A 14,122-nucleotide genomic window follows, 5' to 3' on the forward strand; every position below is an offset into this window, starting at 1 on the left:
TTAATGATGAAACTTTAACCAAGTTGTTATTGTTTTGTGTCAACTTACTTTTTATTTCCCTCAATAAAAGTTTTTCGCACCAAAACAGCGCAATACGTTTTAATGCTATATTAAGATGAAGCAGATACTAACATTTGCTGCTTGTCTTATGACGTTTGTTATTTTTTCTCAAAACGAAAAAATAGACGAACTAACTGTTCAGTTAGCATATCAAAACGCAGACTCTACGAAAGTAGACAGGTCTCTTGCGCTCATCAATGAACTCTACCAAATTAAAGAATACGACAAAGCATTACTATTTGTTAATAAAACATCCACACTAGCTAAAGAATTAAATTACACTAAAGGGCTAGCGGAAACCAACTATTTTAGAGCTGTAATTTACACGGAACGAAACGACTATTTTAATGCCATAGATAATTACAATAAATCTAGAGAATTATACTTACAAATTAAAGATACTATAAGTGTTGCTAAGGTGAGTAACAACATAGGGCTTCTTGAAATAAAACGTGGAAATTACACTGTAGGTTTACAAAACTCATTATCTGCAATTTCTATATTCGAAAAACAAAATCTTAAAATTGAACTTTGTGCTGCTTATCATAATCTAGCAGAAGCTTATTACAAAACCAATCAAATAGATAAAGCAATTGAATTTAATTTTAAGGCTTTAGAAGTCAGTAAGCAGATTAAAGATAAAGACGGCATTAAAATGTCTACTAAAAATATTGCTGAACTTTACTCTTTATTAAAAGAACATAGAAAAGCAATTGAGTATTACGAAAAAGCATTAGATATTCTAAACCCTAAAACAGACCAGGATTTGAGAGGTGAAATCCTACCAAAATTAGGAAGTGAATACTTGCGTTTTAAAGAATACGATAAGGCTTCAGAATATCTAGTTGAAGGATTAAAATATAACCGAAAGCAAAACAATAAAGAAGGTCTTCTTAGAGCATTAAATGCTGTTGGAAACTTAAACCTACAGAATAAAAAGGTGAAATTAGCAGAAAAGCAACTTAACGAAGCCTATGCTATTGCTCAAAAAATTGATAATAAAACAGAGCTTCTCGAAAATTACAAACTGCACATTGCTCTAGATTCTACTCGTGGATATTTTGAAAATGCTTTCTTTTGGCAGAACAAATTTTACAGTTTAAAAGATTCCTTATCTAAAATTAACCAACCTGTTTTTCCAACTGATGTTGACCCTTTAGATTTAACAACTGAAGAAAAACCAGCTAAAGAAAACCCTGAATTAAATACTAAGAACGAAATTAATCAACCTGAAATCAATACATCTTGGAGCGATAATTCAGTACTTATATATGGACTCATAGCTGCTTTAGCATTATCACTAGCCTTTTTAGTTTACACATTATCAAAAACAAAATCGCACAAGGAAGAACTAGAAAAGCAAAAAAACAAGTTAGAACAAGAGCAAATAAGAACAGAAGCTATTTTAGAGCAAACTCACCATTTGGAAGAAGTTAACCAGGTAAAGGACAAACTTTTTTCTATTGTTTCTCATGATCTCAAAGATTCTATTTCATCAATAAAAGCATTTTTAGATTTATTGAAAGAAGATAGTATTTCTAAAGAAGAATTTTACGAATTAATACCTGAGCTAAGTGAAAACGCTAACAATGCCAACTCACTTTTATATAACTTATTAAATTGGTCTAAATCACAACTTCAAAATTTAGAACCAAAACCAGAATTATTTAATATTCAGGATGTATTTCATACTAAAATTGCTCTAGTAGAACAAAAAGTTGAGGATAAACGTATTGTACTTATTGATGAATCTCAATCTGGTTTTGTTTATGCTGATCGCAGTATGGTTGAGATTGTTGTACAGAATTTAATTACAAATGCAGTTAAATTTAGTAGAACAGGTGATGTTATCACAATTTCTAACCAAGAGGTTAATGGCAAAACATTAATCTGCATTGAAGATACTGGTGTTGGTATTGCTAAAGAGAATATTGACAAGCTATTTGCTTCTCACAAAAACTTCACAACTGCTGGTACTAAAAATGAAAAAGGCACTGGTCTAGGTTTAACCATCGCTAAAGATTTAGTTGAACTTAACAATGGTAAAATTTGGGTAGAAAGCACCCAAAATGTTGGTAGTAAATTCTTTGTAGAGCTACCTAAAACAAATAATTAAGTCTAATCTTTTTTTAGTTATATTTAGCTTCTAAAATTTTAGATAAATGAAACGCCTACTTCCCTTATTAATCATACTACTTTCTGTTTTAAGTTGTAAAAACGATGCAAAACAAAAAGTTAAAGAAGATGCAGACCTTAAAGAATTATTTAGTTTAATGCAAGGGTCTTTTGATTCTTCTATACAAGCAGAAGTAGATTCGACATACTACAATATTTCGTTGCATATGTATCCTATTTGGGAAGATAAAGGGAACTTCCTTTATGTAGAACAAGCGCTAACAAGTACTCCTAACAAACCATACCGTCAAAGAATTTATGAGGTTACTAGAGCTACTGACAGCTCATTTAGTTCTGCTATCTATAAATTAGATGCAGACTCGCTTTGGATTGGCAAGTGGAATAACCCAAAAGCATTTGATTCTATTTCACTCAAAGATATTGCCCTTAAAGAGGGCTGTGATGTTATTCTTAAACGTATAGCTCCTAAACAATTTATAGGTAAAACTGGCGATGACACATGTATAAGCACTATGCGTGGTGCTTCTTATGCGCGTAGCGAAGTAGAAATTTTAGAAGATAAAGTTATCTCTTGGGACCGTGGATTTGATGCTGATGGAAACTATGTTTGGGGAGCAGAAAAAAGTGGTTATATCTTTAATAAATTAGATTAAGATTTTGGTAAAAAGACTTCTGCCATCATGCAGCGAGCACTACCTCCACCACAAGTTTCAATCGTTTCTAAAGAACTAGATAGAATAGGACAATATTTTTCAATAGCCTTAATTTGATTAGATGTTAAGCTTTTATATGCAGCATCACTCATTATCAAATGAAGTTCGTCGTTTTTGCCTTTTAACTGCAACATGTTTCCTGCAAATTGATGCATCTGAGCTTCTGTAATAGAAATAATTTCTTTTCCATCTTGCTTGAAGTGCTTAACAACATTTTTTCGCTCCTTCTTATCATCAATTGAATCTAAACAAATTACTGCAAAATTTTCAGCAATACACATCATCACATTAGTGTGATATATGGCTAAACGCTTTCCATTAACAGTTTGGTTAGCCGTAAAAATAACTGGAGTAAACTCAAAATCTTCACAGAATTCAATAAACAATTCTTCATCTGCTCTTGGAGACAAGGCACAATACGCTTTTCTGTTTACTCTGTCTAATGCTATACTTCCTGTTCCTTCTAGAAATATTCCGTCGTGTTCAGCAGAAGTATAATCAATGATGTTTTCAATTTTAAAACCTTCTTCCTCTAATCTAATGAATACCTCATCTCTTCGTTCGCGACGTCTGTTTTCTGCAAACATAGGATACTTAGCAATATCTCCATTGCTATGAAAACTCACCCAATTATTAGGAAAAATAGAATCTGGAGTATCATCCTTTTTGTCATCATTCTCTACAATCACATTAATACCAACAGCACGTAATTTTTCTACAAAAGCATCAAATTCTTGTTGAGCTTTTGCATTGATTTCAATATTTTTTAATTCTAAATCTTCCTGAAAATAATTATTGACAGCTGTTTGTTCATTCATCCTAAAATTAACAGGACGAATCATTACAATAGTATTTGTAGTTTGTTGCATTATATAATAATTAGTTGTGCAAAGTTATTGTTTTTTAGAACTAAAACAATCATAAATTTAAACTTGATTTTCTATCCAAGCTAATGCTTTTTCTCTAGACGCAAATGTCTGTATATTCCAATCACTTGGTTGATTAATCGCAATTAAAAATTCAGTAGATTTTTTAGCATTAAAACCTTCTACCACAACTGCCATAAGATTAATTTCAACTAAATCACCTATCTTCTTTTGTGCATCAAAAGTATATGCATACGGATATCTTTTATTTATAAGTAAAGAAAAAGGAGCTTTTAAATGCGTTAATAAAAATTGATGATAATCTTCCACTATTTTTATATCCATTAAAACGCCTTCATTAATAATAACTTCAGCGAGATTGTCCTTCAGAATAATTATTTCGCCAAAGCTTAATCGATGTGATTTCATTTCAATAAATATAATTAAATTTAAAGCAAATATGCAACAATGAAAAAACACTTACTCCTTTTTTTAATTATTTATTCTTGTAACAACACTATAGACAAGCCAATTACAGAAAATAAAACCACTAAAACAGACTTCACAACTGTATTCGAAAAAAGTAACGGCTTAGAAACTGCCACTTATAAGGAGGTAATTAATTACTATGAAGATTTAGCAAATCAGTATTCTGAAATTTCAATTAAATCTATTGGAGAAACTGACTCTGGAAAACCACTCCATATGGTAACTTTAAATATGCATAGTTCTGGAGATAGTTTTGAAGAGCTAAGGGCAAACAACAGAATTTTATTAATAAATAATGGTATTCATCCTGGAGAATCTGATGGAATTGATGCCACAATGATGTTGTTTAGAGATATAGCTCAAGGAAAAACTGAAGCTCCAAAACAAACCGTCATTGTTACAATACCTGTATATAATATTGGAGGAAGCTTAAACAGAAACTCAACCACAAGAACTAACCAAAATGGACCAAAGGAATATGGGTTTAGAGGTAATGCCAGAAACTTTGATTTAAACAGAGACTTCATAAAATCTGACACCAAAAACGCCAGAACCTTTGCTAAAATTTTTCATTTGGTGCAACCAGATGTTTTCATTGACAACCATGTAAGTAATGGCGCAGACTACCAATATACATTAACTCATTTATTTACACAACATAATAAATTAGGTGGACAGCTTGGCGATTTTATGCATTCTGAAATAATGCCCCAACTAGAGCAAAAACTAGCAGCAAAGTCTTGGGATATTACGCCATATGTTAATGTTTTTAATCGCACACCAGATTCTGGTTTTAGTCAATTTTTAGATTCACCAAGATATTCTACAGGTTATACTACATTGTTTAACACTTTAGGACTAATGATAGAAACACACATGTTAAAACCATACAAACAACGTGTAGAAGGCACTTATGAATTAATGAAAAGCATGATTGAAATCACCGAAGAACGAGGTGATAACATCACACAACTAAGAAAAGAACAAAGCAATATGTGGTCAGTTGGTCAGAGTTACCCTCTAGCATGGGAAATCGATACTACAAAAACATCTACACTTAAATTTAAAGGTTACGAAGGTGAAATGATTGCAAGTGAATTAACAGGTGCAAAACGATTAAAATATGACACATCTAAACCTTTTACTAAAGACGTTACCTACCAAAATTATTATAAACCAAATGAAGACGTCACCATACCAAAAGCCTATATTATTCCTCAAGGTTGGTATAACGTTATAAATTTATTAAAATTGAACAACGTAGCGTTTACAAAATTTAAAAATGATACTATTATAAATGTAGAATCGTACAAAATTGGTGCTTTTGAGACTAAAAAATCACCTTACGAAGGTCATTATTCTCATTACAATACCAATGTAAGCACAACCCATAAAGCCGTAACTTTTAGAAAAGGAGACTATCTTATTTCTACCAACCAAAAAGCAATGCGATATTTAATTGAAACTCTAGAACCATCAGCACCAGATTCATTTTTTAATTGGAATTTCTTTGACACCATTCTACAACAAAAAGAAGGTTTCTCTCCATATGTTTGGGAAGACAAGGCAGAAGAATTATTAAAAAACAATTCTAAAATTCAGATGGAGTACAATGTAAAAATTAGCTACGACGAAGATTTTGCAAACAATTGGTATGCGCAATTAGATTGGTTACACAAACAGAGTGAAAATTATGAATCTGCTCATTTACAGTATCCTATTTATCGTCTTAATTAAAACTATAATTAACTACCCTATTTTTATTTCTGATAAGGGTAATAAAATCGTATTCAATCCTGTTTAATGAGATAGAACAATAAAAATGATAATCTCAAAAAAAGTAATTTTCGGAATTTTAATCGCTCTTATACTAATACCTATTGGCTGGTTTATTTTATATTTTTTGGCAGTAGAACATGAAGAAACTAAGTTTTACAATATTGAAATTCCAAAAAGATTAAATTTTCCAAAACCAATTGAATTCCTCACTAATCAGCAAATTGATTCTTTAAAAAAATTGATTATAAGTGAAGAAAAAATTGTAGTTGTTGGTGATGGGTATAATGGTTATAGTTTTTATATGTGGCATAAACCAATTGAAAAAGGAGAAATTTATATCAAAGCATTCGAATTAACTCAAGAAGTACGATTATCAGAATGGAATTTAAGTAATAAAACTAAAAACAAAATATTAAAATTAAATGATAATTATAAATTATATGAAGGACATACTGTAATTTCCGAAGGAACTTTTGAGCATTACTATCCTACTAGATTTGAATTATGGTTTAAACCTTTCAATTCTGGTAACGAAAAAAAATTAACTGAACAAAATTATATAATTGATGGTTGGGACAGATAATCAAATCAGATACTAAACCAAAATCCTAATATTTGCATAACTATTCTCCAAAGCTTGATGAGATGCTTTATCGTCTAACCATTCTACTTTTGTAATCCCTTCTTTTATTTGTGGAAAAAGCTCGCCTTCAAACTCAGTTTTCATTTCAAACCAATAAGTCACTTTAATTCTATGTTTACCATTACGTTTAAATATATGATAAGTAGTTGGTAATGGTTTGGTGATTTTTAAACCTTCAACACCAGTCTCCTCCTCTACTTCGCGTATGGCAGTTTCTTCAATAGTCTCTTTTCGTTCTGCTTTTCCTTTTGGTAAATCCCATTTATCATTTCTGTAGATAAAAAGGATTTCATTTTTAGCATTATATACTTTTCCTCCTCCTGCAACTACATTTGGTAATAGCTTTAAAAACTTTTTAAGGAGTTTATCTTCATTTTTATGAATTAAATGTACAGCCTTTAAATCTGTTTTATTCAAGGTTTTAATAACCTTACCAATATTTACAGAATTTAAAAGATAGGATTTAAAATCCGTTTCTTTCTTTACTTCAGTAGTTAAAATAATAGGTTTATCACCTACATAAATAGTGTACATCGTTAGGTTGTTTATCCTTAGGTCTTGTAAATTTATTATTTTTTATGAGAATCTATTTGAAATGAAATTTATTTTCAATTAAAATTTTCTAACCTCTAAATTTCATTATTTTTGTATCATGATTTTCAACAAAGATACAGCCAAAAAAACAGCAGAAGTTTTACTTCAAATTAATGCTATTAAGCTTCAGCCTAACGACCCTTTCACATGGGCTTCTGGCTGGAAATCGCCAATTTATTGCGACAATAGAATTGTACTTTCTTATCCATTAATTAGAAACTACATTAGAGAAACCATTGCTAAAAACATTGAAGACCTTTATGGCAAACCAGATGTTATTGCTGGTGTAGCAACAGGAGCAATTGGTATTGGTGCTTTAGTCGCAGAATATCTTAACCTACCTTTTGTTTATGTAAGACCAGAAGCTAAGAAACACGGTCGCCAAAACCAAATTGAAGGCTATATAGAAAAAGGACAAACGGTAGTTGTTGTAGAGGATTTAATTAGCACTGGTATGAGCAGTCTTAATGCTGTAAAAGCACTAAACGAAGCAGAAGTACATGTAAAAGGTATGGTTGCTATTTTCTCTTATGGCTTTGAAATTGCTACAAAGAATTTTAAAGATGCCAATGTAGAATTACACACACTTGGTAATTACGAAAACCTATTAGAACAAGCTGTTGATACTTTTTATATTACAAAAGAACAACAAGACGTTTTAACACAATGGAATGCAAATCCAAGTAAATGGAACGCTAATTGATATACAAATACTAAATCGTTAGATTGAAGAATTTGTCAGGTGAGTTTTAAATATGTGCTTACTATAAAACTTCAACCTAATCTCAAATTTATATAAACTGAATCTATTTCAGTAAAACAACTTAACACAACTACAAATGAAATTAGAATCGCCAAAAATAACCTTAGACAAATCAACAGAAGAAACGTTTAATTTTCTTTCTGATGTTAAAAATTTTGAAAGCTTAATGCCTGAAAACATCAGTAAATTTGAAGTTTTAGATACCGATAAATTTCTTTTTGCTTTAAAAGGAATGCCAGAAATAGTATTGAAGAAAAAGGAAGCTGTGCCGAATAGTAAAATTGTTTTAGGAGCTGCAGGCGGAAAATTAGATTTTTCATTAATTGCAGATATTACGGAAATCGAAGCTAACAAAACTGACGTTAAGTTACATTTTGAAGGTGAATTTAATTCTATGATGGCTATGATGATTAAAGGCCCAATTGGTAAGTTTATTGAGACTTTAGTAACTAATATGAAAACTGCTATTTAGTACAATAGCTTTATTTCTTTTAGGTCAAAGGTTTTTATAGTTTCATCCTCTGTCCAGACTTTTAAGAGTCCGGTTTCAGTTATGCCCTTTATAATTCCAGAGAAATTTTCATCATTTAAAGTTTGAAATGTAGAAGGTTTATCTAATCTAAAAAGTAAGCTTTCATATTCAGCTTTTATAACACCATAGTCTTTCGACTCTAATAAATTAAAATATATTTTGAGTTGTTTTAAGATTTCGGAAAGTACTACATCTTTGTTAAAAAAAATTCCTGTGACCAAATTCATTGAAGATGCTTGAGGTAAATTACTAAAAATCTTCTGATTGACATTGAGACCAAATCCAATAATTGAACCTTGAAGATTATTACTTTTTATGACATTTTCAATTAAAACACCACATAATTTAGTGTTTGCTGACAAAATGTCGTTAGGCCATTTTATACTTAATTTTGGGATTTTAAATGCGCTTAACGCTTTGTAAATTGAAAGAGAAACAACCATACTAATATAAAATTGGTCGTTTATATCACAAAACGAAAGTCGCTTAAACACACTAGCAGTTAGATTTTTACCATTTTTTGTTTGCCATTCTGAACCCATTTGCCCTCTACCTTTTGTTTGCATTTCTGCAACAACGACGGTATAATCCTTTTGTATTGCAACAGATACCAAGCCCTTTAAATAAGAGTTTGTAGAGTCAATGGCATTAAGTTTGATTATATACATTTTATAAGGCAATTTTATTTTATGGTTTTCTTATGACAATTTGAGCTCACAAGAACTAAAAAAATAATAACTTTGCACAAAATTAACACAATTTAATGACGAAAGATAAAATCCCTGTAGACCAACTCATAACAACGATTATTGGTGGCATAGAAGAGGTTAAAGGAAAAGAAATCACAATTTTAGATTTACGAGAAATTGAAAATACGGTTTGTGATTATTTTATAATCTGCGAAGGAACTTCAAATACGCAAGTAAACGCAATCGTTAATTCCATACAAAAACAAGTTAGCAAAACATTAAAAGACAAACCTTGGCATGTTGAAGGTACAGAGAATTCTGAGTGGATTTTAATGGACTATGTTAATGTTGTAGTGCATGTATTTCAAAAACATATTAGGGAATATTACGATATTGAAAGTCTTTGGGGAGACGCTAAAATAACCCAAATAGAAACGAGTTACTAAAACGAGAAACGCTACTAATGGCTAAAGACACTAAAACTACAAGCAAAAAACCAAAATTTAGTCCGTATTGGATTTACGGAATAGTAATAGCTATATTTATTGCTATTCAACTTTTTGGAGGTAATGCTTTTCAAAGTTCAAAAGAAATAAAAACCTCAGATTTTATTACTTACCTAAAAGATGGTGACGTAAAAGAAGTAATGGTTATTAGTAATACTAAAACTGCTAAAGTTTTTTTAACCAAAGCAGCATTACAAAAAGAGGTTCATAAAAATGCCCAACCAAAAGGTTTTTTACCAGCTGGTAATGAGGCAAATTATACCTTAAAATTTGGTGATCTTCAGAATTTTGAGAACAGAATTGACACTATAATTAAGGATAACGATTTATCTACTACAAGAGATGCTGATATTGAAAACAATGCCTTTGGAGACATTTTAATTTCTCTTTTACCATTTGTTTTAATTGTTGGTGTATGGATTTTTATAATGCGACGTATGTCTTCTGGAGGAGGAGGTGGTGCTGGTGGACAGATATTTAATATCGGAAAGTCTAAAGCAAAGCTTTTTGACGAGAAAACAGATACTAAAACATCATTTAAAGATGTTGCAGGTTTAGAAGGCGCAAAAGAAGAAGTGCAAGAGATTGTAGATTTCTTAAAATTTCCAGAAAAATATACAGCCTTAGGTGGTAAAATACCAAAAGGCGCATTATTAGTAGGACCTCCAGGAACAGGTAAAACTTTACTAGCTAAAGCTGTGGCTGGTGAAGCACAAGTACCTTTCTTCTCTTTATCTGGTTCAGATTTTGTTGAGATGTTTGTTGGTGTTGGTGCCTCTAGAGTAAGAGATTTATTTAAACAAGCTAAAGAGAAATCACCTTCTATTATCTTTATAGATGAAATAGATGCTATTGGTAGAGCAAGAGGGAAAAACAACATGTCTGGTTCTAACGACGAACGTGAGAACACGCTTAATCAACTATTAACTGAAATGGATGGTTTTGGTACTAATACTAATGTTATTGTATTAGCTGCAACTAACAGAGCTGACGTTTTAGATAGCGCTTTAATGAGAGCTGGTCGTTTTGACCGTCAGATTTATGTGGATCTTCCAGATGTAAGAGAACGTAAAGAAATTTTTGAAGTACACTTACGTCCACTAAAAAAAGCAGAAACTTTAGATATCGATTTCTTAGCAAAACAGACTCCAGGGTTTTCTGGTGCTGATATTGCTAATGTTTGTAACGAAGCAGCATTAATTGCAGCTAGAAAAGGTAAAAAATCAGTTAACAAACAAGATTTCCTAGATGCTGTTGATAGAATCATTGGCGGATTAGAAAAGAAAAATAAAATTATCACGCCTGCAGAAAAAAGAGCTGTTGCTTTCCATGAAGCTGGTCATGCAACTGTAAGTTGGATGTTAGAACATGCTGCTCCTTTAGTTAAAGTAACTATAGTGCCAAGAGGAAGGTCATTAGGTGCTGCTTGGTACTTACCAGAAGAGCGTTTAATTGTACATCCAGAGCAAATGCTAGATGAAATGTGTGCTGCCTTAGGTGGTAGAGCTGCAGAGAAAGTAATATTCGATAAGATTTCTACTGGTGCCTTAAGTGATTTAGAAAAGGTAACAAAGCAAGCTAGAGCAATGGTTACTGTATATGGCTTAAGTGATAAGATTGGTAACTTAACTTATTATGATTCTTCAGGACAATCTGAATATGGTTTTTCTAAACCTTATAGTGAGAAAACAGCTGAGCTTATTGACAATGAAATTTCAGATATCATTGAAAAGCAATATCAACGTGCTATTCAATTATTAGAAAATAATAAAGATAAATTAACTGAGTTAGCAGAAGTTCTTTTAGATAAAGAAGTTATTTTTAAAGATAACCTTGAAAAGATTTTCGGTAAACGTGCTTTTGAAAAACCAATCATCTCAGAGGAAGAAGAATAGTATCCTTTTTCCATAATCATATAAAAAACTTAAATTGACCTAATGTTAATTTAAGTTTTTTTATATTTGAAATTATCATAAACGTTAGGATTAATCGCAACTATTGAATGAGCTTATTTCGTAAAATCTTCGGAAAAAAGTCTGAACAGACTGAAGAAGACATACCAAATCAAGAGCGAGGCAAATACATGCCTGAAGTGAAGCTACCTGTAGATGAACGTTTTACAATAAACTTTAAAGCCAATGGCGGAAAATTTTTATATTGTGAAAATCTTGAAGAAGTGAAAGAAAGCTTTAACGCTATCTTAGATGAAAACAATTGGCATAATGACAACGTGTTTTTAATAGACCAACGTTTAACTGAATTATTTAAGGATTTTAACCTAAATAGCACTACAAAGCTTTCTGAAAGTGCTTATTTCTTATCTACTTGTGAGTATTTAATTTCAGATGATGGGTCTTTATTAATCTCATCGAACCAAATTGCTGAAAAAAAATTGATTGAATTACCTGATAACTTCATAATATATGCTACTACAAGTCAATTTGTAGAAACAATTGGAGAAGGTCTTAAAGGTATTAAAGCAAAAAGCAAAGCAACAATCCCAACTAACATTACAACAATAAAGCATTTTAAAACTGCTGATGATAAAGATTTCCTAACCTATGGAAGTAGTTCTAAAAATTTATACCTACTCCTACTAGAAGATCTATAATGAAAGAGTTAGCAACAAGGGCAATTTCTGGAGCTATCTACGTTTTGCTGTTAATAGGTTCACTATTTATGCAAGAGACTTCAGTTATTTTAATTGGAGTATTAGGTATTATTAGCTTAGCTGAATTTAGCAAGCTCATAAAGCTCAAATCTTTTATCCAATATATTGTTTTCTTTATTCTTTATGCCGGAATCTGGTACCTCTGCGTTAAGACCAATCACTCAACAGGTAGTAATGAAGCTGTTCAGATAATTTTGGTTATTACAATCTTTGTAAACCTCATATTAATTAAAGATTTATTTACATCTAAGAAAATTCCACTTTTCGAATCTAAACGTTATATCGTAACTACATTTTATTTAACTAGTGGTTTCTTGTTTATGTTTCTTACTGCGAATTTTAATAATGAGTTTACGCCATTATTATTACTTGGTGGATTTATTCTTGTCTGGGTAAACGATAGTGCAGCATATGTTGTTGGAAAGAACTTTGGGAAACAAAAACTGTTTCCGAGTATATCACCAAAGAAAACAGTCGAAGGTTTTTTAGGTGGTTTATTTTTTGCCTGTATTTCTAGTTATTTTATTGCTCTATATACCGAAACACTTAATTTTAATTATTGGTTAATTTTAGCTATAATAGTTAGTGTTCTAGGTACTCTTGGAGACTTAATTGAATCTAAATTTAAGCGTCAAGCTGGCGTAAAAGATAGTGGCGTTATAATGCCAGGTCATGGTGGACTGCTTGATAGACTAGATAGTATTATATTTGCATCTCCATTTATATATTTATTTTTAAGAATTACAACTCATGTTTCATAAAGAAGGTCATAAAATTATATTCATAACCCTAGTAATTGTAGTAGGTTCATTTTTTTTAATCGATGGATTTATAACCAACGAATGGTTACGTAAAGGATTAATGCTAGTTGTTTTGGCATTCTTTATTCTAATATTACAGTTTTTCAGAAACCCTAAGCGCAATACACATCCTAATGATAAACAAGTATTGTCTCCTGTGGACGGAAAGGTTGTAGTGATTGAAGAGGTTGAAGAGAATGAAGTTTTTAAAGATAGACGTATACAAGTGTCTGTTTTTATGTCTCCTATTAACGTTCATGTTACACGTTATCCAATTGCTGGTAATGTAACTTTTAGCAAGTATCATCCAGGTAAGTTCTTAGTAGCTTGGCACCCAAAAGCTAGTGAAGAAAATGAACGTACAACGGTCGTAGTTGAAAACAAAAGCTTTGGCAAGGTTCTTTACCGTCAAATTGCAGGTGCATTAGCAAAACGTATTGTTAACTATGCTAAAGTAGGTACCAACGTAAAACAAGGTGCTGATTCAGGTTTTATAAAATTTGGCTCTCGAGTAGATTTATTCTTACCTTTAGATGCAGACATCAAAGTAGAGCTTAACCAAAAAGTTCGTGGAGGAGAATGTGTGATTGCGGAAATGAAGTAATTTCTAAAGATGGTTATTAAAGAATTAGACATAGAATTTAACACTGCCGTAGATCGTGTAAACGATCATACAGAACCTTTTCCTGCCGACTTTTTATTGCGTCTTTATGCTTACTACAAGAAAGCGACCAACAATTACACACGTCCAAGCAGTCGTAAACCAATTATTAATGCTTTTAAAACTAATGCTTTATTTCAGATAAAAGACATTAGTGAAGATGAAGCTAAACAAGAATATATTGATCTTGTGAATAATTATTTTTTATATAGAAAATAAG

Annotated in this window: 16 protein-coding genes; 12 read left to right on the forward strand and 4 right to left on the reverse strand. The window is 31.2% G+C overall.

The window, feature by feature from the left end:
• Positions 1-115 precede the first annotated feature (115 nt).
• Both Q0807_RS16070 and Q0807_RS16075 read left to right on the forward strand, forming a co-directional pair.
• A complete protein-coding gene (locus Q0807_RS16070) occupies positions 116-2,176 on the forward strand; it encodes a tetratricopeptide repeat-containing sensor histidine kinase (protein WP_299111648.1) in 2,061 nt (686 codons plus the stop codon).
• Positions 2,177-2,222: 46 nt separating this feature from the next.
• Positions 2,223-2,849: a chromophore lyase CpcT/CpeT gene (locus Q0807_RS16075; protein WP_299111650.1), complete on the forward strand. Its 627-nt coding sequence runs from the start codon at positions 2,223-2,225 to the stop codon at positions 2,847-2,849.
• Here the strand turns inward: Q0807_RS16075 and ctlX are convergent.
• Together ctlX and Q0807_RS16085 are read right to left on the reverse strand one after the other, a co-directional pair.
• Complete coding sequence (gene ctlX, locus Q0807_RS16080) at positions 2,846-3,778, reverse strand: citrulline utilization hydrolase CtlX (protein ID WP_299111651.1); 933 nt, start codon at positions 3,776-3,778, stop codon at positions 2,846-2,848. The two genes, Q0807_RS16075 and ctlX, sit on opposite strands and share 4 nt — an antisense overlap.
• Before the next feature lie 57 nt (positions 3,779-3,835).
• A complete protein-coding gene (locus tag Q0807_RS16085; protein WP_299111653.1) occupies positions 3,836-4,204 on the reverse strand; it encodes a hypothetical protein in 369 nt (122 codons plus the stop codon).
• Between the two features lie 39 nt (positions 4,205-4,243).
• Between Q0807_RS16085 and Q0807_RS16090 the strand changes: the two genes are divergently transcribed.
• Positions 4,244-6,001, forward strand: coding sequence for a M14 family metallopeptidase (locus tag Q0807_RS16090; protein ID WP_299111656.1), 1,758 nt, complete (start codon positions 4,244-4,246; stop codon positions 5,999-6,001).
• An 85-nt stretch (positions 6,002-6,086) separates the two neighbouring features.
• Positions 6,087-6,626: a hypothetical protein gene (locus Q0807_RS16095; protein ID WP_299111658.1), complete on the forward strand. Its 540-nt coding sequence runs from the start codon at positions 6,087-6,089 to the stop codon at positions 6,624-6,626.
• Between the two features lie 12 nt (positions 6,627-6,638).
• Here the strand turns inward: Q0807_RS16095 and Q0807_RS16100 are convergent, their stop codons facing one another.
• The gene (locus tag Q0807_RS16100) at positions 6,639-7,220 is read right to left on the reverse strand and encodes an NUDIX domain-containing protein (RefSeq protein WP_299111660.1); all 582 of its coding nucleotides are present in this window, start codon (positions 7,218-7,220) and stop codon (positions 6,639-6,641) included.
• Between the two features lie 118 nt (positions 7,221-7,338).
• On the opposite strand from Q0807_RS16100, the gene pyrE reads away from it, so the two are divergent.
• Complete coding sequence (gene pyrE / locus Q0807_RS16105; protein WP_299111662.1) at positions 7,339-7,983, forward strand: orotate phosphoribosyltransferase; 645 nt, start codon at positions 7,339-7,341, stop codon at positions 7,981-7,983.
• 136 nt (positions 7,984-8,119) lie between these two features.
• Positions 8,120-8,515 carry an SRPBCC family protein gene (locus Q0807_RS16110; protein ID WP_299111663.1) on the forward strand — a complete coding sequence of 132 codons (396 nt, stop codon included), beginning with the start codon at positions 8,120-8,122 and terminating at the stop codon, positions 8,513-8,515.
• Here Q0807_RS16110 and Q0807_RS16115 read toward each other — a convergent pair.
• A complete protein-coding gene (locus Q0807_RS16115; protein ID WP_299111665.1) occupies positions 8,512-9,243 on the reverse strand; it encodes a biotin--[acetyl-CoA-carboxylase] ligase in 732 nt (243 codons plus the stop codon). The two genes, Q0807_RS16110 and Q0807_RS16115, sit on opposite strands and share 4 nt — an antisense overlap.
• Before the next feature lie 95 nt (positions 9,244-9,338).
• Here Q0807_RS16115 and rsfS point away from each other — a divergent pair, with 95 nt between their 5' ends.
• From rsfS to Q0807_RS16145, 6 genes are all read left to right on the forward strand, one after another.
• Positions 9,339-9,710, forward strand: a complete 372-nt coding sequence (rsfS, locus tag Q0807_RS16120) for a ribosome silencing factor (protein ID WP_299111667.1) — start codon at positions 9,339-9,341, stop codon at positions 9,708-9,710.
• Positions 9,711-9,727: 17 nt separating this feature from the next.
• A complete protein-coding gene (gene ftsH, locus Q0807_RS16125; protein ID WP_299111669.1) occupies positions 9,728-11,665 on the forward strand; it encodes an ATP-dependent zinc metalloprotease FtsH in 1,938 nt (645 codons plus the stop codon).
• A gap of 107 nt (positions 11,666-11,772) precedes the next feature.
• Complete coding sequence (locus Q0807_RS16130; RefSeq protein ID WP_299111671.1) at positions 11,773-12,381, forward strand: LUD domain-containing protein; 609 nt, start codon at positions 11,773-11,775, stop codon at positions 12,379-12,381.
• Positions 12,381-13,202, forward strand: coding sequence for a phosphatidate cytidylyltransferase (locus Q0807_RS16135; protein WP_299111673.1), 822 nt, complete (start codon positions 12,381-12,383; stop codon positions 13,200-13,202). Before Q0807_RS16130 ends, Q0807_RS16135 begins: the two co-directional genes overlap by 1 nt.
• On the forward strand, positions 13,192-13,845 hold the full coding sequence (locus Q0807_RS16140; protein WP_299111675.1) for a phosphatidylserine decarboxylase family protein: 654 nt from the start codon (positions 13,192-13,194) through the stop codon (positions 13,843-13,845). The genes Q0807_RS16135 and Q0807_RS16140 overlap by 11 nt, the downstream gene beginning before the upstream one ends.
• 9 nt (positions 13,846-13,854) lie before the next feature.
• Positions 13,855-14,121, forward strand: a complete 267-nt coding sequence (locus Q0807_RS16145; RefSeq protein WP_299111677.1) for an acyl-CoA-binding protein — start codon at positions 13,855-13,857, stop codon at positions 14,119-14,121.
• Position 14,122: the final 1 nt, after the last annotated feature.

Origin of the sequence: uncultured Winogradskyella sp. (genome assembly GCF_947495255.1) — a bacterium.
Classification (GTDB): Bacteria; Bacteroidota; Bacteroidia; order Flavobacteriales; family Flavobacteriaceae; genus Winogradskyella.